Genomic DNA, 18,999 nt, shown 5'->3' with positions numbered 1-18,999 from the left:
GATCATGTGCGGCGGACCGCGGCACTCAGGCCCCGCGTACCTCGTTACCATGCGTGGACGCAATGAGCGACAGCGACCTGACGGCAACAGACGACGAGGGACGGGCGAGCGCGTGGCCGAGGCGGCAGACTTCCGGAGGACGACCCCCGCGCCCGCCAGCCGCTGGCTGCGCCGCGCGGCTCTCCCCCTTGCCGCCGTCCCCTTGATCGCGGGGCTGCTGGGACCGCTGGCACCGGCCGCGTACGCCGCTCCGGCGGCTTCCGACCCCTCCACCGTCGATGTGACTCTCACCACATTGACCCCGTCGGTGCCGGACGCGGACGGGACCCTGAAGGTGTCCGGGACGGTGGTCAACAAGGGCAGGCATCAGGTCACCGAGCCGGAGATCGACCTCCGGGTGGGCCAGCGGCTGACGAGCCGGACCGCCATCGACCGGACCGCCAAGCGGACCGGCTACGACCCCGCGGCCGACGGACGGTCGCTGGGCGACTCGTACACCGTGAAACTGCCGTCCCTGGCCCCGGGCATCAGCCGGGATTTCACCCTCTCCGTACCGGTCGAGAAGCTGGACCTGGGCGAGGGCGGGGTCTATCCGCTCGGTGTCAGCCTCTCCGGCCGCACCCGGGGCTCCTACGAGCAGGTGCTGGGCATCGAGCGGACCTTCCTGCCCTGGCAGCCGGAGGCCCTGGGGACGAAAACCCGGCTGACCTACATCTGGCCGCTGGTCTCCTCCACACATCTGACGTCCGAGGTCGGCTCGGACGAGCAGCGGACCCCCGTCTTCGAGGACGAGACGCTGGCCAAGGAGATCGCGCCCGACGGGCGGCTCGGGCAGATGGTCTCCCTCGGCCGTGAGCTGCCGGTCACCTGGGTGATCGACCCCGACCTGCTGGCCACCGTGGACGCCATGACCCGGAACTACCGGGTGAAGAGCGGCCCCAGCGGCGAGGAGGCGGAGCGCACCGTCCCCGGCCGGAACCAGGCCGTGGCCAAGCAGTGGCTCAGCTCCCTCCAGACCGCCGTACAGGACCGCAAGGTCGTCGCCCTGCCGTACGCGGACCCGGATCTGGCGTCCCTGGCGCACCGCGGGACCCAGGTCTCCGGCACCCTGGGCCGCCTCCGGGACGCCACCGAGGTGGCCGGGCGGACCGTCGAGTCGATCTTGCACGTCAAGCCGTCCCTGGACTTCGCCTGGCCGGTCGAAGGCGCGATCGACTCCTCGATCGTGAACGTCGCCACCTCCGCGGGCGCCGACCATGTGATCGCCCGGAGCGACAGCCTCGGCGACGATCTGCCGTACACGGTCTCCGCCCCCCGCCCGATCGGCGGCGGTACGACCGCGGTGGTCGCCGACGCCCGGCTGTCGAAGGCGTTCGAGGGCGACATGGTGAACGCCGGTACGGCCACCCTCGCCGTCCAGCGGTTCCTGGCCCAGACCCTGGTGGTTTCCCTCCAGAACGCCCCCGGGCCGCGCAATGTCGTCGTCGCTCCTCAACGGACGCCCACCACCTCCCAGGCGCAGGCCATGGCCCGGGCCCTCCAGGGGCTGTCCGGTGAGCGCTGGACCCAGCCGGTGGACCTGATCGCCGCGGCGGACGCCGAGCCGGACAGCGCGGCGAACCGCCGGGTGCCGTCCGGCTCCCAGTACCCCGACCGGCTCCGTAAGCGCGAGCTTCCCGTGGCGGCCTTCCGGGAGATCCGCGCCGTCCAGGACACTCTGAAGGACTTCGCCGGCATCCTCACCCTCCGGGACCAGGTGGAGGCGACGTTCTCCCGGGCCATCGACCGGGAGATGTCCACCTCGTGGCGGGGCAACGCCAAGGCCGCCGAGAAGTACCGCGCCGGGGTGCGGCAGAACCTCGAACTGCTCGCCGGCGAGGTGCAGCTGATCGACAAGTCCCAGATCACCCTCTCCGGCCGCAGCGCCACGATCCCGGTGACCGTCCAGAACCGTCTGGTGCAGGGCGTCGACAACCTGGTGCTGCGGCTCAGCTCCGACAACGGCGCCCGGCTCAGCCTCGACGACGACAAGGGCGTCGCTGAACGCCCGATCGAGATCAAGGGCGGCCACAGCCAGTCCGTGAAGTTCGACGCCAAGGCCAACGCCAACGGCCAGGTGCGGATGACGGCCCAGCTCTACACCGAGGACGGCACCCCCTACGGGCCGGCGATGCAGTTCACGGTGAAGGTCTCCGAGGCCACCCCCACCGTGCTCCTCGTCATCGCCGGCGGTGTGCTGCTCCTGGTGCTCGCCGGGGTCCGGATGTACACCCAGCGCAAGCGCGCGGCGGCCCGCGACACCCCGGCCGGCGGCACCGGCGGCGGCTCCGGCGGGGACGTCCCGCCCGACGGAACCCCTCCCCCGGGGGACGGCACCGACGGTGCCGAGCCCGGGCAGCCGAGTGACCCGACACCGGACACCCGCCGGGAAAGCGGCGACCGGTCGGGCGCGGGTGAGAAAGTGGACCGTTGAGCGATGTCGTGGCCACCGGCCGGGGACGATGAGGTGGGGTTGCAATGAACGCGCCGTACGACGGTGACCGCGGTCAGGGCGCCGGGAACGACCCGGCGGCCCAGCCGCCACCGCCGCAGCCCCCGTACGCCTACGACCCGGCACAGCACCCGTACGGTTACGACCCCGCGTACCACCCCCAGCAGGAGCCGTATCCGTACGACCCGGCACAGCAGCAGGCCGCCTACGACCCCTCCCAGCAGGCTCCGTACGACCCCGCCCAGCAGCAGGCTCCTTACGACCCGGCTCAGCAGCAGCCCGGCTACGACCCGGCCCGGCACGACCCGTATCTGCGGGACGCCTACACCCAGGACCCGTACCGGGCGCAGGATCTGTCGGCCCAGGACCCGGTGGCCGAGGCGCTGTACGACCGCGCCTCCCACCCACCGCCGCCCCCCGGCACCTATCCGGACCAGCAGCCGCTCTACCAGCAGCCGCCGGCCCAGCAGTACGCGCCCGACCCCCGGGTCTGGGCGCACACCCCGCCGCCGGAGCCCGCGGGCCCGTCGCGTCATCTGCCGTACGGCGACGACGCGCGCACCACCCAGTACACCGGCGTCGACGACCTCGTCACCAACGCGGCCGACGAGCGGCCGCAGCAGGACGCCTTCGCGCATCTCTTCCGGGACCAGCAGAGCACCGGCAAGAGCGTGCCCGCGCCGACGCCCGAGCCGATCCCCGCCCCGGCCGAGCCCAAGCGCTCCGGCGGGCGGGTGTCCAGCATCGCGAAGTCGAGCGCCGTGATGGCGGCGGGCACGATCGTCTCCCGCCTCACCGGCTTCCTGCGCAACCTCGTGATGGCCGCGGCGATCGGTGTCGGTGTCCTCAGCGACACCTACCAGATCGCGAACGTCCTGCCGACGATGATCTACGTCTTGGTCGGCGGCGGCGCGCTGAACGCGGTCTTCATCCCCCAGCTGGTCCGGGCGATGAAGAACGACGACGACGGCGGCGAGGCGTACGCCAACCGGCTGCTCACCCTCGTGGTGGTCCTGCTGGCCGGTGTGACCGTGCTGTGCGTGGTCGCGGCGCCGATGCTCGTCACCATGATGTCGCCGACGATCGCGTCCGACCCGGAGAAGAAGGCGGTGGCCGTCGCCTTCGCCCGCTACTGCGTCCCCACCATCTTCTTCATGGGCATCCATGTGGTGCTCGGGCAGATCCTCAACGCGCGGGGCCGCTTCGGCGCCATGATGTGGACCCCGGTCCTCAACAACATCGTGATCATCGCCTCGTTCGGCGCCTTCATCTGGGCCTTCGGCAGCTTCACCGAGTCCGGTGTCACCACCACGACCATCACCCCGGAAGGCATTCGTCTCCTGGGCGTCGGCACCATGCTCGGACTGGTCGTCCAGGCGCTGGCGATGCTGCCCTATCTGCGGGACGCCGGTTTCCGGATGCGGCTGCGGTTCGACTGGCGCGGACACGGCCTCGGCAAGGCGGCCAAGCTGGCGAAGTGGACGCTCTTCTTCGTCCTCGCCAACCAGCTCGGCATGATCGTCGTGACCCAGCTCGCGACCTCCGCGGGGGCGGCCGCCGAGAAGCACGGCTTCACCGGTACCGGTATCACCGCCTACAACTTCGCCCTGCTGCTGTGGCAGCTGCCGCAGGCCATCATCACCGTCTCGGTGATGACCGCCGTCCTGCCCAGGATCTCCCGCTCGGCCCATGACGGCGACGCCGCCGCGGTCCGGGACGACATCTCGTACGGGCTGCGCACCTCCGCCGTCGCGATCGTGCCGTCGGCGTTCGCCTTCTTCGCCCTCGGTGTGCCGATGGCGGGCCTGATGTACGCCGGATCGGGTGCCGACGGCGCCCGGAACATCGGTTTCACCCTGATGGCCTTCGGCCTCGGACTGATTCCGTACTCCGTGCAGTACGTCGTCCTCCGCGGGTTCTACGCGTACGAGGACACCAGGACGCCCTTCTACAACACCGTGATCGTCGCCGTCGTCAACGCGAGCGCCGCCGGGGTCGCCTTCCTCGTCCTGCCCGCCCGCTGGGCGGTCGTCGGCATGGCCGCCTCGTACGGCCTGGCCTACATGATCGGAGTGGGGGTCGCCTGGAGCAGGCTGCGCAAGCGGCTCGGCGGCGATCTGGACGGCGCCCATGTGATGCGTACCTACACCCGGCTGTGCATGGCGTCGCTGCCCGCCGCGATTCTGGGCGGCGCCGCGGCCTTCGGCATCATCAAGCTTCTCGGCAGCGGCGCGAGCGGCTCCCTGGCCGCTCTCGTCGGCGGCGGCGCGGTACTCGGGGTGGTGTTCTTCCTGGCCGCCCGGCGGATGCGGATCGAGGAGCTGAACTCGATGGTCGGCATGGTCAGGGGACGACTCGGACGCTGACGGGCCGACCGCACAACCATCGCCGGGGGCCGTGTGTCGTGCATAGCGGCGGTCTGTGGGCACAATTGGCATGGCTGTTGGTGAGGCGCAACGACTGGGGAGGCAGGAACGACGGTGGCGGAACGTAGCACGGCTGCCGTCGACGTGGCCGACAACGGCGGGGACGAACCGCCGACCGCTCAGGCGGACAAGGCCACGACCGACGGAGCTGCCGCATCCGAGGCGACGGCCGAATTGCCGGTCGCCCCCGACGACCGGAACGCTCAGGACGGTGGAACCCCGGGTGAGGAGCCCGCGGCCGCCGCGCCCGAGCTGCACAGCGGTCACAAGCTCGCCCAGCGGTACCGCCTGGAGGAGTGCATCACCCGTCTGGACGGTTTCAGCAGCTGGCGGGCCGTGGACGAGAAGCTGCGCCGGGCGGTGGGGGTCCATGTGCTCCCGGCCGACCACCCCAGAGCCCGGTCCGTACTCGCCGCCGCCCGCTCCGCCGCCCTGCTGGGGGACGCCCGGTTCGTGATGGTCCTCGACGCCGTCGAGGAGAACGACCTCGTCTACGTCGTCCACGAATGGCTCCCGGACGCGACCGAGCTGACCACCCTGCTGGCCATGGGGCCGCTGGAGCCGCACGAGGCGTACCGCCTCGTCGACCAGCTCTCCCAGGCCATGGCGGCGGCCCATCGCGAGGGGCTCTCGCACCTCAAGCTGACCCCCTCCGCGATCCTGCGGACCTCCACCGGCCAGTACCGCGTCCGCGGGCTCGCGGTCAACGCCGCCCTGCGCGGTATCACCGCCGAGCGCCCCCAGCGGACCGACACCGAGGCCATCGGCGCGCTGCTGTACGCCGCCCTGACCCAGCGGTGGCCGTACGAGAACGACGCCCATGGACTCTCCGGACTCCCCAAGGGCGTCGGACTGCTCCCGCCGGACCAGGTCCGCGCCGGTGTCCACCGGGGGCTCTCCGAGCTGTCGATGCGCGCCCTGGTGAACGACGGTGCCACGGCCTCCCGCCAGGAGCCGCCCTGCACCACACCGGAGGAGCTGGCGAAGGCCGTGGCGGAGATGCCCCGGATCCGACCGCCGGAGCCCGCGTTCGCCGCCCCGCCGGAGTATCAGCGCACCACCTATCAGCAGGGCAGCTACGGGCGTTCCGGCGCGGGACGGCCCGGGGCCGCGATGCCGACGCGTCCGGTACCGATTCCGCCCCCGCCGATGGAGAGCCGCGCGGGCAAGGCGCTGAAGTGGACCGCGGCGGCGCTGCTCATCGCCGCCCTGGGTCTTGGCAGCTGGCAGATCTCGGAGAAGCTGCTCGACCGCACGAAGGACACTCGCCCCACGCCGGAGGCCCCGGCCGGGGGCGGCGACGAGAAGCCCGCCCCGCCCGCCGATCCGCTGACCGTCGAGCACGTCTCGGAGTTCACGCCCAACGGCTCCGGGATCCAGCGGCAGCAGGTACCCAACACCGTCGACGGCGACCCGGGCACGTCCTGGATCACCCCGGAGTACCGGAACTACCCGAACTTCGGCAATCTCCCCCAGCGCTCCCTGGGAAGCGGCATCGTCGTCGATCTGGGTTCGGTACGGAACGTCTCCGGGCTCGATATCGACCTCTACCGCAGCGGCAACACCGTGGAAGTCCTCGCCGCCGGGGAGAGCGCCGTCGACCCGGCGTCGCTCTCGGACTTCGGCCGGCAACTGGCTCCCAAGCAGGTGACGGGCGACCAGCTGAAGAGCACCTTCGAGCCGGTACGGACCCGCTACGTACTGATCCGGCTCACCTCGTTGCCGCCGGCGGATCTGGCGAACCGCTATCGGGGCGGCATCTCGGAGATCAGGATCCTGGGCAAGTGAGCCCGGTCGGCGGGGGATTCCCCGCCGACCGGCCGCACCGGGGGATTCCCCCGGCTCCCTGCCTCCGTCCGGGGGAATCGTGATAGACAAGCCGGGCCGGAGCTGAAGCGATCAGACGCAGTACGGGACCGACCAGAGGGTGGAGGCCGTGACAACGGGGGCGTCCCACACAGCCAGCGACTCCGAACTCCTCGCCCGCCATGTCGAGGGCCATCCCGACGCCTTCGCCGAACTGGTCCGCCGCCATCGCGACCGGCTCTGGGCCGTCGCCCTGCGCACCCTGGGCGATCGCGAGGAGGCGGCCGACGCGGTCCAGGACGCCCTGGTCTCCGCCTTCCGGGCCGCCCATACCTTCCGCGGCCAGTCCGCCGTCACCACCTGGCTCCACCGGATCACCGTGAACGCCTGTCTCGACCGGGCGCGTAAGGCCGCCTCCCGGAAGACCGCCCCCGTCGACGACACCGAGCGGCTGGAGCAGCTGCTCGAACCGCACGAGTCCGCGGAGGCACCGGCCGAACGCCGGGATCTGAACCGCCAGCTCCTGGCAGCGCTGGCGAAGCTGCCGGTGGAGCAGCGGGCGGCCCTGGTCCTGGTGGATATGCAGGGCTACTCCGTGGCCGAGGCCGCCGAGGCACTCGACGTCCCGCCCGGAACGGTCAAGAGCCGCTGTGCCCGGGGGAGAGCACGGCTCCTGCCCATGGTCACCCATCTGCGCGGGTCTTCCGGGGATAGCGACGATCCCGACAGGGGAAGGAACCGGACGCCGGGGACATCCGTCCCATCGGCGACGGACCAGAGGGACGCAGGGCCGACGGATCCTGCTGCTGTGAAAGGCGGAGGTGGACGCACGTGACATCCACGGCCGACATGACTCAGCACCCGGATGTCTCCGAGATCTCCGATCTCACCGAGGGCCTGCTTCCGCCGTCCCGGAGCGAGTGGCTGCTGGAGCATCTGGCGGACTGCGCCCTGTGCCGGGACGTCCGGTCCTCCTTGGAGGAGATTCGCGAGCTGCTGGGCACCGTCCCCGGTACGCCCCGGATGCCCACCGATATCGCCGAGCGGATCGACGCAGCGCTGGCCGCCGAAGCCCTGCTGGCCGCCGGCCGCCCCGACAACCCCGATGCCACGGGTGCCACGGGTGCCACGGATAGCTTCGATGCCTTCGATGTTTCACGTGAAACATCGAAGGCACTCGTCCCGCCGAGCACGGCCGGGGAGCCTCCGCCCACCGCCACCGGCCCGGCGACTCGGCCCACCGGCCGTGCTCGCGGCACCACCGGACCCGGTCGGAGCCCCGGGCGCCGGCGGCGCCGCGCTGTCGTTCTCGGGGCGGCCTTCGGTGTGGTCGCCGTGGGCGTGAGCGTGCTGTCCTTCCAGGCGCTGACGTCCACGGACGACGACCGGCAGCACGCCAAGACCAGCTCCTCGTACTCCAGCGGCCCGGACGAGTTCTCCGAGGCCACCCTGGAGCAGCGGGTCCGTACCCTGCTCGCCGTCCAGCCCGTCCCAGAAGACGGCGGCACGGCCATGACCACCGAAGAGATGCCGGGTTCGGCGCCCGCGGGCCCGGGCACGGAGATGGGCGGCCCCGGCCCTTCGGTGCCGCCCTGTGTCCAGCGGGGCACCGGGCGTACCGCTCCGCCGATCGCGGTGGAACGGGGCCGGTACCAGGGCTCGGATGCCTATCTGGTGGTGCTGCCGGCCCCCGTGGACGGTCGGCGGGTCGAGGCGTTCGTCGTCGACGCCGGCTGTGTGGACTCCCGCTCCTCGGCCGCCGGAACCGTCCTGCTGACCCACTCCTACCCTCGTCGCTGAGGCTTCGAGCGCGCTGCGCGACGGGGCGGGAATGCATCCCCCGTAGGATCCGTTGGGTGGGGTGAGAGCCATTGCCCCGACCCATCTGTCAGCAGGCAGCCTGCAGAGACGAGGAAGAGACTCGTGAGCGACGTCCGAAACGTCATCATCATCGGCTCCGGACCCGCCGGGTATACGGCGGCGCTCTACACCGCGCGGGCATCGCTGCAGCCGCTGGTGTTCGAGGGAGCCGTGACGGCCGGTGGCGCCCTGATGAACACCACCGACGTCGAGAACTTCCCCGGTTTCCGCGACGGCATCATGGGGCCCGACCTCATGGACAATATGCGGGCCCAGGCCGAGCGCTTCGGCGCCGAGCTGATCCCGGACGACGTTGTCTCCGTCGACCTCACCGGTGAGATCAAGACCGTCACCGACACGGCGGGCACCGTACACCGGGCCAAGGCCGTCATCGTCACGACCGGCTCCCAGCACCGCAAGCTCGGCCTGCCGAACGAGGACGCCCTTTCCGGACGCGGAGTCTCCTGGTGCGCCACCTGTGACGGCTTCTTCTTCAAGGACCAGGACATCGCCGTGGTCGGCGGCGGTGACACCGCGATGGAGGAGGCGACCTTCCTCTCCCGGTTCGCCAAGTCGGTGACGATCGTCCACCGCCGGGACAGCCTGCGGGCGTCGAAGGCCATGCAGGACCGTGCCTTCGCCGATCCGAAGATCTCCTTCGCCTGGGACAGTGAGGTCGCCGAGATCCACGGGGATCAGAAGCTCTCCGCACTGACCCTCCGCAACACGAAGACGGGCGAGACGTCCCAGCTGCCGGCGACGGGGCTCTTCATCGCCGTGGGCCACGACCCGCGCACCGAGCTGTTCAAGGGCCAGCTGGAGCTGGACGACGAGGGCTATCTCAAGGTCGAGGCGCCCTCCACCCGTACCAACCTCACCGGTGTCTTTGCCGCGGGCGATGTCGTCGACCACACCTACCGTCAGGCCATCACGGCCGCCGGTACCGGCTGCTCCGCGGCGCTGGACGCCGAGCGCTTCCTGTCCGGTCTTGCGGACGCCGAGCAGGCCGCCCAGGCCGGTCAGACCGCCGCGGTCTGACCGATCCCACCCCCCTCTCCCCCTGTAGAAGACCCAAAGGAGGCCGCCGTGGCCGGCGCGCTGAAGAACGTAACCGATGCCACCTTCGAGGAGGAGGTCCTCAAGAGCGACAAGCCCGTTCTGGTGGACTTCTGGGCGGCCTGGTGCGGCCCGTGCCGTCAGATCGCGCCGTCCCTTGAGGCCATCGCCGCCGAGCACGGCGACAAGATCGAGGTCGTCAAGCTCAACATCGACGAGAACCCCGCCACGGCCGCCAAGTACGGGGTGATGTCGATCCCGACGCTGAACGTCTACCAGAACGGCGAGGTCGCCAAGACGATCGTCGGCGCCAAGCCGAAGGCCGCCATCGTTCGCGACCTGGATGCCTTCCTGGGTCAGTAGGACAACGGCGCTCAGGCGCCGATGTTTCACGTGAAACACGAAGGGCCCACCCCGAACCGGGGTGGGCCCTTCGTCGTACGCGGCATCACAGCGGGCGGAGAACGGGTTCCTTCTGGACCGCGCCGAGCAGCCGGTCGAGCGCCTGCTCCACGTCCTCCTTCCAGGAGAGCGTATTGCGCAGCTCCAGTCTCAGCCGTGGATAGGAGGGGTGCGGCCGGACCGTCTTGAATCCCACGGCGGTCAGATGGTCGGCCGGAAGAAGGCAGGCGGGCTTCTTCCAGCGGGCGTCGCCGAATGCCTCCATGGCCTTGAAGCCCCGGCGGAGTACGTCCTTGGCCACGGTCTGCACCATGACCCTGCCGAGTCCCTGCCCCTGGTGTTCCGGGGCGATCCACGACGTCATCAGCTGGACGGCGTCCGCCGAGACCGGGCTGGTCGGAAAGGCGAGGGACCGCGGCACATACGCCGGAGGCGCGTAGAGCACAAAGCCGGCCGCCGCCTCGTCGACATAGACGATTCGGCCGCAGGATCCCCACTCCAGCAGTACGGCGGAGATCCAGGCCTCCTTCTCCGGGCCCGGCCGGCCCGCCGCGACGGCGGCCTCCCCGCTGACCGGGTCCAGCTCCCAGAAGACGCAGGACCGGCAGCGCTGGGGGAGGTCCGACAGATTGTCCAGGGTGAGGGGTACCAGCCGTCGCCCCATACGGGCCGATCCTCCTTCGCTCCCCGGCCGCCCGGCGGGCGGCGGACGTCAGCCCGCGGCTTCCTCGTCGTCGTGTCCGCCCCTGGTGAGACCGCGCTCCAGGGCCTGGTCCTCACCGGGGGCCAGCGTGCCCAGGATTCGCTCCAGATCCTCCATCGAGGCGAACTCGACGACGATCTTTCCCTTCTTCTGCCCCAGGTCGACCTTGACCCGGGTCTCGAAGCGGTCGGAGAGCCGGGAGGCCAGATCGGTGAGGGCGGGGGAGACCAGGGCCCCGGCACGGGGGCCCCTCTTCCGGGTGTTCCGCTCGGGCTCGGAGCCGAGGAGCGTCACGATCTCCTCCACCGAACGCACCGACAGGCCCTCGGCCACGATGCGGCGGGCGAGCTGGTCCTGCTCCTCGTGGTCCTCCACCGACAGCAGCGCCCGGGCGTGCCCGGCCGTCAGCACCCCGGCAGCGACCCGCTTCTGGACGGAGGGCGCCAGCCGCAGCAGACGGAGGGTGTTGGAGACCTGGGGACGGGACCGCCCGATCCGGTCCGCCAGCTGGTCATGGGTGCAGTTGAAGTCCCTGAGCAGCTGGTCGTAGGCCGCGGCTTCCTCCAGCGGGTTCAGCTGGGCCCGGTGGAGGTTCTCCAGCAGGGCGTCCAGCAGAAGCTTGTCGTCTTCGGTCTCCCGGACGATCGCGGGAATCCGCTCCAGACCGGCCTCACGGCAGGCCCGCCAGCGGCGCTCCCCCATGACCAGCTCGAAGCGCTCGGGGCCCAGCTGCCGGACGACCACGGGCTGGAGCAGGCCGACCTCCTTGATGGAGGTGACCAGCTCGGCCAGGGCGTCCTCGTCGAAGATCGCACGCGGCTGCTGGGGATTGGGGGTGATCGCGTCCAGCAGCACCTCGGCGAAGTGCGCGCCGGAGGGCGTGACCAGCGCGGGCGCGGTATCCGGCTCGCCGCCACCGATGGTGATATCGGGGGCGACGGCGGCCGACGGAAGCCTGGCCACCTTCGCCGCCGCGATACCGCGATCGTCGGTCATGGTCTGAGCCTGACCGGAGGAACCGGGGCCCCCGGACAGGGTCGGCTTCTCCTGGGGAGCCGCAGGGATCAGGGCACCCAGCCCCCGCCCCAACCCTCTACGTCGCTCGCTCACTGGATCCCCTCCGAGATGTTCTGCCGGCTGTTCTGAGTGCCCTGATGGGCATGGTGCGGGTCGTACTGGAGACCGACTCCGCGCAGGGCGATCTCCCGCGCCGCCTCCAGATACGACAGGGCTCCGCTGGAGCCCGGGTCGTAGGTCAGCACCGTCTGTCCGTAGCTGGGCGCCTCGGAGATCCGGACGGAGCGGGGGATGTTGGTCCGCAGTACCTCTTCGCCGAAGTGGCTGCGGACCTCGTCGGCCACCTGGGAGGCCAGCCGGGTCCGGCCGTCGTACATGGTGAGCAGGATGGTCGAGACGCGCAGGGTGGGATTGAGGTGCCCGCGGACCAGGTCCACATTCCGCAGGAGCTGCCCCAGCCCCTCCAGGGCGTAGTACTCGCACTGAATGGGGATCAGCACCTCTGCCCCGGCCACCAGCGCATTGACCGTCAGCAGACCGAGGGACGGCGGGCAGTCGATGAGGATGTAGTCCAGCGGCTGCTCATATGCCTGGATCGCCCGCTGAAGTCTGCTCTCCCGCGCCACCAGCGACACCAGCTCGATCTCCGCACCGGCGAGATCGATGGTGGCGGGGGCGCAGAAGAGTCCTTCGACGTCCGGGACCGGCTGGACCACTTCGGAGAGCGGCTTGCTCTCCACCAGGACGTCGTAGATCGAGGGGACTTCGGCGTGATGGTCGATGCCGAGTGCCGTGGAGGCATTGCCCTGGGGGTCGAGGTCGACCACCAGAACACGCGCACCGTGCAGCGCGAGGGACGCGGCGAGATTGACCGTGGAGGTGGTCTTTCCCACGCCGCCCTTCTGGTTGGCGACCACCATGACGCGGGTCTGTTCCGGCCGGGGCAGCCCTTCACCGGCCCGTCCCAGCGCCTGTACGGCGAGCTGGGCTGCTCGACCGATGGGGGTGTCGTCCATCGGGGGCGGTGTTTCACGTGAAACATCGTCCCCCGGCGACTCGGTACGGGGGCCGGGGACCGGATCGGTCATCGGTCCCGCGATATTGGCGTCGGACCGCAAGGATTCACTCTCCTCGACTTCAGGCTCGCGATAGACAGAGCCTGCCATGCTTTCGGGTTCATGAACCAGCGAGGCCCGGGCTTCTGTGGATGAATCCATCTCTGTGGACAACTTCGTGACCCCCGCGAGGGGTCTCCGGTTCCGAATCGGGGCGGCGGCACGCCCTCGGCTGATGATTCCGTGCAGCAGTGAGCGACGTTTCACGTGAAACACGATGCCCGGGGCCGCTGAGCGGCACCCGGGCGACACTCCGGCATACGTACGTATGGGACTCAGCGACGTCGCCGGGTACGGCTCGTTCGGGCCGCCTTGGCCCGCTTGGCCGCGAACCGGACACCTCCGGGACTCTCTCCGACCTCCACCCGCACCACGGTGGAGAGGGGGTCGACCAGGCCGTGTCCGACCTGGAGAACCGAGGTCTCCACGACTCCGAGCTTGCTGAGGGCGGCACGGGCTCCGCGGAGTTCCTCCTCCGCGGTATCGCCCTTCAGGGCCAGCATCTCCCCATAGGGGCGGAGCAGGGGCACGCCCCAGCCCGCGAGCCGGTCGAGAGGGGCCACGGCGCGGGCCGTCACCACATGGACCGGCGGCAGCGTGCCGAGCATCTCCTCGGCCCGCCCGCGGGCCACGGTCACATGGTCGAGGCCCAGAAGCTCCACGACCTCCTGGAGGAAGTTGGTCCGCCGCAGCAGCGGCTCCAGCAGGGTGATCTTCAGATCGGGGCGGACCAGGGCCAGCGGGATGCCGGGGAGGCCGGCCCCGGAGCCGACGTCGTAGACCGTGACGCCCTCGGGCACCACCTCGGAGAGGACCGCGCAGTTCAGCAGATGGCGCTCCCAGAGCCGGGGCACCTCCCGGGGACCGATCAGCCCGCGCTTGACCCCGGCGTCGGCCAGCAGCTCGGCATAGCGCACGGCCTCGGGCAAGAACTCGCCGAAGACCGCTCGCGCCGCCTCGGGCGCCTGGGGAAGCTCCGCTGCCTCCGTCACGGGAACCGTCCTTCCGTACTGCCGCTTCATGGACCGTGTGGCTGACTATCAGGCTGACAAAGTTCGGCCCCGCCTGCGCTACAGACGGGGCCGAGGGGGCTGATCGGGATCAGGCCGGGAGGACGACGACGAAGCGCTGCGGCTCCTCGCCCTCCGACTCGCTGCGCAGCCCGGCCGCGGCGACCGCGTCGTGGACGACCTTGCGCTCGAACGGCGTCATCGGCTGGAGCTTCACCGGCTCACCGGTGCTCTTGACCTCGTCGGCGGCCTTGCCGCCCAGCTCGGCCAGCTCGGTGCGCTTCCGGGCCCGGAAGCCTCCGATGTCCAGCATCAGCCGACTGCGATCACCCGTCTCCCGGTGCACGGCGAGCCGGGTCAGCTCCTGAAGGGCCTCCAGAACCTCACCGTCCCGGCCGACCAGCTTCTGCAGATCACGGCTTCCCGACTCGCTGATGATCGAGACAGCTGCCCGGTCCGCCTCGACGTCCATGTCGATATCACCGTCGAGATCGGCGATGTCGAGCAGGCCCTCGAGGTAGTCGGCGGCGATCTCCCCCTCCTGCTCGAGGCGGGTCATGGTGTCGCCTTCCTCGGCGGCGGCGGGGATGGTGCCTTCCGTCACGGATGGACTCCTTCTACTACTTCTTGGACGACGGGTGCTTGGGGCGCTGCGGGCCCTTGCGTCCGGACTTGGGCTGCTGACGGCCCGAGTTGGCCCGGGGGCGCTTGGACTTGGCGGACTGCGCCGTGTCCTTCTCCAGGGAGAGCTTCGGCTCCTCGTCGTCCGAGGTCTCCGACTTGCTCCCGCCGGCGGGCTGCGGCCCGGACTGGCGCTTGGCCTTGGTCTGCCGCTTCGGCTGCTGGCGCCGCGCGGTCCCGCTCTCCTGCTCGGTCGCGATGGTGTCGCTCTTCACGATCGTGCCGTCCGCCTGGGCGGCGAACCCTGCCTTGGCCAGACCGGTGATGAACTTGCGCTCGTTGTCGTTGCGGTCCGGGCCCTTGGCCACGAGCACCTGGACGACCTTGCGCTGACGGCGGGAACGGACCTCACCCCGGTGGGTGGCGCCCTTCAGCAGCCGGGTCAGGTACTGGTCCTGGGCCTTGCTGCCGGGCGTGGGGTTCTGGCTGATCACATACATCTGCTGACCCATGGTCCAGACGTTGGTGGTCAGCCAGTAGACGAGGACGCCGACGGGGAAGTTGATGCCCATGACCGCGAAGATCACCGGGAAGATGTACATCAGCATCTTCTGCTGCTGCATGTACGGGGTCTTCACCGTGAGGTCGACGTTCTTCTGCATCAGCTGGCGCTGGGTGTAGAACTGCGACGCCGACATCATGATGATCATGATCGCGGTGACCACGCGGACGTCGGTCAGCGACGCCTCCAGGGCCGCGACCTTCTCCGGGCTGTCCGTGAACTTGGCCGCGAGCGGGGCACCGAAGATATGGGCCTGCCGGGCGCTGGCCAGCAGCGGCTCGTCGATGTAGCCGACGACGTTACCCGAGGCGATCTTGGAGAGGACGTAGTACAGGGCGAAGAAGAACGGCGACTGCGCGAGGATGGGCAGACACGAGGAGAGCGGGTTGGTACCCGTCTCCTTGTACAGCTTCATCATCTCTTCGGACTGACGCTGCCGGTCGTTCTTGTAGCGCTCCTGGATCGCCTTCATCTTCGGCTGGAGCGCCTGCATGTTCCGCATCGACTTGATCTGCTTCACAAAGAGCGGGATCAGACAGATACGGATGAGGACCACCAGCGACACGATGGACAGTCCCCAGGCCCAGCCCGTGTCGGGACCGAAGATCGCCCCATAGAGCTTGTGGAACTGGACGATGATCCATGAGACAGGCGTGGTGATAAAACTGAAGAGACTGGCAATCGTGTCCACTAATCAGGCTCCTTGAGCATTGGGCGAGGTCTCTGCGGCCGGACTCCCGGGAACGGTGCCCGCTCCCCGTGACGGCACAGAATCTGCGCCGCGCCCGCCCTCCGTGCCGACGTCGGCGTCCTTGCCCCGCAGGGCGTTCCGCAGCATCTCGTGCCACCGTGGACGCTTACGCGGCGGCACATGATCCACTCCCCCCGGCGACCACGGATTGCACCGCAGGATCCGCCAGGCGGTGAGCACCGTGCCTTTCACCGCACCGTGCCGGTCGATGGCCGTGTACCCGTAGTGGGAGCACGACGGGTAGTACCGGCAGACGGGGCCCAGCAGAGGGCTGATCGTCCACTGGTACAGCTTGATCAGAGCCAGCAGCGGGTACTTCATCGCGCGCCCCCTCCCAGGAGCCGCTCCAGGGCGGCGTCCAGGTCTCGGGCCAGCTGAGCGTGGTCGGCGTCGCCCGATCCGGGCAGCGCCCGTACGACCACCAGGCTACCGGCGGGCAGCTCGGCGAGCCGGTCGCGTATCAGGTGACGCAGTCTGCGCTTGACCTTGTTGCGCACGACCGCGCCGCCCACGGCCTTGCTCACGACGAAACCCGCACACGTCGGGGGAGCGCTCTCCCCAGGCGCGTGCGGGTCCGGTGAACCGCTGCGTAGGTGGACGACGAGGAGTGGGCGCCCGGCCCGGCGTCCTCGTCGTACCGCAGTCGCGAAGTCCTCGCGCCGCCTCAGCCGATTCTCGGTAGGCAGCACGTCATGACCTGTGCGCGGTCAGGCGGACAGGCTCGCGCGACCCTTGCCGCGGCGAGACGCGAGAATCGCGCGGCCGGCACGGGTACGCATGCGCAGACGGAAACCGTGGGTCTTCGCCCGGCGACGGTTGTTCGGCTGGAAGGTGCGCTTGCTCACTCGGGGGCTCCAGAAAGAGATTCGTAGGTGGCGGGGCGTCGCCTGGCTGTCACCGTGCGCCCACGAGTAGCTCGCGTTTCGCCCGAGTGCACCGCTTCACGACCACACCAGGTGATCTTTGCCCATCGGAGGCAGGCGGCAGCAGCCATCGACAACTCGACCTCGTTACGGTACGCGCGGCTGCGCCATCCGGTCAAACCAGCCCTCGGGGCCCCGCCCATCCGGCGCCTGGCGCGGCCGTCTGTGCACAGGCTGTGGACAACAACTTGAACCACCCGGGCCGCCCTGACTACCTTGGCTGGACTCCGCATCTTTTCCCTTCTTGTCCTTGACTGTCCTTCCCCCCGCCCCGGAGCCACCCTCCGGGGGACGCGCGGGATCTTCGAGAGAGCGTGGCTCGTGGCTGACGTACCTGCCGATCTTGCCGCAGTGTGGCCACGAGTGCTGGAACAGCTCCTCGCCGAGGGCCAGCAGGGCGTCGAGCCCAAGGACAAGCAGTGGGTCGAGCGCTGCCAGCCACTGGCGCTGGTCGCCGACACCGCCCTGCTCGCCGTCCCCAACGAATGGGGCAAGCGGGTCCTGGAGGGGCGGCTGGCGCCGCTGATCAGTGAGACGCTCAGCCGGGAGTGCGGACGGCCGATCCGGATCGCGATCACGGTGGACGACTCGGCCGCCGGCCCCGCGGCCCCGCAGTCCCAGACCCCGCCGCCGTACGGCGACTCCGGCGAGCAGGACCCGGGCCACTACCAGCACCCGCAGAACGACCCCTACGGCGGCTACGGCCACCGGCCGGCCGAGGACGGGCTCCCGGAGATCCGTCCCGCCTACCCGGACTATCCGCAGTCCCGGCCCGAGCCCGGCGCCTGGCCGCGCACCCAGGAGGACCTGTCCTGGCAGCAGCCGCGCCTCGGCGGGTTCCAGGACCGCGATCCGTACGCCTCCCCCCGGTCGCACCAGCCGCCGCACGACTACCGGTCCCCGCAGCAGTCCGAACGGCAGGGGTACGAGCCCCCGCGGCCCGAGCGGCGGGAGATGCAGGAGCCGCCGCAGGCGCACAGGGGCGGCGGTTCCCAGGGAACCGGCGGCCCGTCCGGCGGCGGCCCGGGCGGTCCCGGGAGGCCGGGCGGCGGGGGAGGGCTGATGGGGGCGTCGCCGTCGTCCGGCGGCGGTCCCGGGGAGCCGCAGGCCCGGCTGAACCCGAAGTACCTCTTCGACACCTTCGTCATCGGCGCCTCCAACCGGTTCGCGCACGCCGCGGCCGTGGCGGTGGCCGAGGCCCCGGCGAAGGCGTACAACCCCCTGTTCATCTACGGGGAGTCCGGACTCGGCAAAACGCATCTGCTGCACGCCATCGGGCACTACGCGCGCAGTCTCTACCCCGGGACGCGGGTGCGGTACGTCAGCTCCGAGGAGTTCACCAACGAGTTCATCAACTCGATCCGCGACGGCAAGGGCGACACCTTCCGCAAGCGCTACCGGGATGTGGACATCCTCCTGGTCGACGACATCCAGTTCCTGGCGAGCAAGGAGTCGACGCAGGAGGAGTTCTTCCACACCTTCAACACCCTCCACAACGCCAACAAGCAGATCGTGCTCTCCTCGGACCGGCCGCCCAAGCAGCTGATGACGCTGGAGGACCGGCTGCGGAACCGCTTCGAGTGGGGGCTGACGACCGATGTCCAGCCGCCCGAGCTGGAGACGCGGATCGCGATCCTGCGGAAGAAGGCGGTCCAGGAGCAGCTGAACGCGCCGCCGGAGGTGCTGGAGTTCATCGCGTCCCGGATCTCGCGGAACATCCGTGAGCTGGAGGGCGCACTGATCCGGGTGACGGCGTTCGCGTCGCTCAACCGTCAGCCCGTCGACCTCGGTCTGACGGAGATCGTGCTGAAGGACCTGATCCCCGGCGGCGAGGACTCGGCTCCCGAGATCACCGCGGGCGCGATCATGGCGGCGACCGCGGACTACTTCGGGCTGACGGTTGAGGACCTGTGCGGCTCCTCCCGCAGCCGGGTCCTGGTGACGGCCCGGCAGATCGCCATGTACCTCTGCCGCGAGCTGACCGATCTGTCACTGCCGAAGATCGGCGCCCAGTTCGGCGGCCGCGACCATACGACGGTGATGCACGCGGACCGCAAGATCCGGGCGCTGATGGCGGAGCGGCGCTCGATCTACAACCAGGTCACCGAGCTGACCAACCGGATCAAGAACGGCTGACGGCCGCCGGGCCCCACGGGGCCGTCCACAGCTGTGGGCGCGAGGGCGCCCCGGGACTCGTCGTGTCCCGGGGCGCCCACCGCGTTTACACGAGCGGCCCGCCCGGGCCCGGGGCGGTGG

Annotated in this window: 17 protein-coding genes; 8 read left to right on the top strand and 9 right to left on the bottom strand. The window is 70.2% G+C overall.

Going from position 1 to position 18,999, the window contains the following annotated elements:
* Positions 1–112: 112 nt before the first annotated feature.
* From ACFXG1_RS24425 to trxA, 7 genes are all read left to right on the top strand, one after another.
* The gene (locus tag ACFXG1_RS24425) at positions 113–2,473 is read left to right on the top strand and encodes a DUF6049 family protein (RefSeq protein WP_384715274.1); all 2,361 of its coding nucleotides are present in this window, start codon (positions 113–115) and stop codon (positions 2,471–2,473) included.
* Between the two features lie 44 nt (positions 2,474–2,517).
* The gene (murJ, locus tag ACFXG1_RS24420) at positions 2,518–4,857 is read left to right on the top strand and encodes a murein biosynthesis integral membrane protein MurJ (RefSeq protein ID WP_384715277.1); all 2,340 of its coding nucleotides are present in this window, start codon (positions 2,518–2,520) and stop codon (positions 4,855–4,857) included.
* 114 nt (positions 4,858–4,971) lie between these two features.
* Positions 4,972–6,705: a serine/threonine protein kinase gene (locus ACFXG1_RS24415; protein ID WP_384715280.1), complete on the top strand. Its 1,734-nt coding sequence runs from the start codon at positions 4,972–4,974 to the stop codon at positions 6,703–6,705.
* A 148-nt stretch (positions 6,706–6,853) separates the two neighbouring features.
* Positions 6,854–7,558: an RNA polymerase sigma factor SigM gene (gene sigM / locus ACFXG1_RS24410; protein WP_384744540.1), complete on the top strand. Its 705-nt coding sequence runs from the start codon at positions 6,854–6,856 to the stop codon at positions 7,556–7,558.
* A gap of 14 nt (positions 7,559–7,572) precedes the next feature.
* Positions 7,573–8,523 carry a hypothetical protein gene (locus ACFXG1_RS24405; RefSeq protein ID WP_384744538.1) on the top strand — a complete coding sequence of 317 codons (951 nt, stop codon included), beginning with the start codon at positions 7,573–7,575 and terminating at the stop codon, positions 8,521–8,523.
* A 123-nt stretch (positions 8,524–8,646) separates the two neighbouring features.
* A complete protein-coding gene (trxB, locus tag ACFXG1_RS24400; protein ID WP_384708597.1) occupies positions 8,647–9,621 on the top strand; it encodes a thioredoxin-disulfide reductase in 975 nt (324 codons plus the stop codon).
* Positions 9,622–9,669: 48 nt separating this feature from the next.
* The gene (gene trxA / locus ACFXG1_RS24395) at positions 9,670–10,002 is read left to right on the top strand and encodes a thioredoxin (RefSeq protein WP_384708600.1); all 333 of its coding nucleotides are present in this window, start codon (positions 9,670–9,672) and stop codon (positions 10,000–10,002) included.
* 85 nt (positions 10,003–10,087) lie between these two features.
* On the opposite strand, the gene ACFXG1_RS24390 is transcribed toward trxA, so the two are convergent.
* The 9 genes from ACFXG1_RS24390 to rpmH all read right to left on the bottom strand — a co-directional run bounded on the left by ACFXG1_RS24390 (position 10,088) and on the right by rpmH (position 16,665).
* Positions 10,088–10,705 (bottom strand): GNAT family N-acetyltransferase, encoded by a 618-nt coding sequence (locus ACFXG1_RS24390; RefSeq protein ID WP_384708603.1) that lies wholly within the window; start codon positions 10,703–10,705, stop codon positions 10,088–10,090.
* 48 nt (positions 10,706–10,753) lie between these two features.
* Complete coding sequence (locus tag ACFXG1_RS24385) at positions 10,754–11,854, bottom strand: ParB/RepB/Spo0J family partition protein (protein ID WP_384708606.1); 1,101 nt, start codon at positions 11,852–11,854, stop codon at positions 10,754–10,756.
* Positions 11,851–12,927, bottom strand: a complete 1,077-nt coding sequence (locus ACFXG1_RS24380) for a ParA family protein (RefSeq protein WP_384708609.1) — start codon at positions 12,925–12,927, stop codon at positions 11,851–11,853. Before ACFXG1_RS24380 ends, ACFXG1_RS24385 begins: the two co-directional genes overlap by 4 nt.
* Before the next feature lie 224 nt (positions 12,928–13,151).
* Entirely contained in the window at positions 13,152–13,868 is a 717-nt protein-coding gene (rsmG, locus tag ACFXG1_RS24375) for a 16S rRNA (guanine(527)-N(7))-methyltransferase RsmG (RefSeq protein WP_384708613.1), read from the bottom strand.
* A 109-nt stretch (positions 13,869–13,977) separates the two neighbouring features.
* Positions 13,978–14,490, bottom strand: a complete 513-nt coding sequence (locus tag ACFXG1_RS24370) for a protein jag (protein ID WP_384744534.1) — start codon at positions 14,488–14,490, stop codon at positions 13,978–13,980.
* A 16-nt stretch (positions 14,491–14,506) separates the two neighbouring features.
* Complete coding sequence (gene yidC / locus ACFXG1_RS24365; RefSeq protein ID WP_384708619.1) at positions 14,507–15,760, bottom strand: membrane protein insertase YidC; 1,254 nt, start codon at positions 15,758–15,760, stop codon at positions 14,507–14,509.
* Positions 15,761–15,763: 3 nt separating this feature from the next.
* Positions 15,764–16,141 carry a membrane protein insertion efficiency factor YidD gene (yidD, locus tag ACFXG1_RS24360; protein WP_384708622.1) on the bottom strand — a complete coding sequence of 126 codons (378 nt, stop codon included), beginning with the start codon at positions 16,139–16,141 and terminating at the stop codon, positions 15,764–15,766.
* Complete coding sequence (rnpA, locus tag ACFXG1_RS24355; protein WP_384708625.1) at positions 16,138–16,509, bottom strand: ribonuclease P protein component; 372 nt, start codon at positions 16,507–16,509, stop codon at positions 16,138–16,140. The genes yidD and rnpA overlap by 4 nt, the downstream gene beginning before the upstream one ends.
* Positions 16,510–16,527: 18 nt before the next feature.
* On the bottom strand, positions 16,528–16,665 hold the full coding sequence (rpmH, locus tag ACFXG1_RS24350; RefSeq protein WP_010985740.1) for a 50S ribosomal protein L34: 138 nt from the start codon (positions 16,663–16,665) through the stop codon (positions 16,528–16,530).
* A gap of 399 nt (positions 16,666–17,064) precedes the next feature.
* Here rpmH and dnaA point away from each other — a divergent pair, with 399 nt between their 5' ends.
* Positions 17,065–18,879 (top strand): chromosomal replication initiator protein DnaA, encoded by a 1,815-nt coding sequence (gene dnaA, locus ACFXG1_RS24345; RefSeq protein ID WP_384708627.1) that lies wholly within the window; start codon positions 17,065–17,067, stop codon positions 18,877–18,879.
* Positions 18,880–18,999 lie beyond the last annotated feature (120 nt).

This window comes from Streptomyces sp. NPDC059248 (assembly GCF_042753905.1).
Taxonomy (GTDB): Bacteria; Actinomycetota; Actinomycetes; order Streptomycetales; family Streptomycetaceae; genus Streptomyces.
This window is presented reverse-complemented; position numbering and strand designations above follow the sequence as displayed.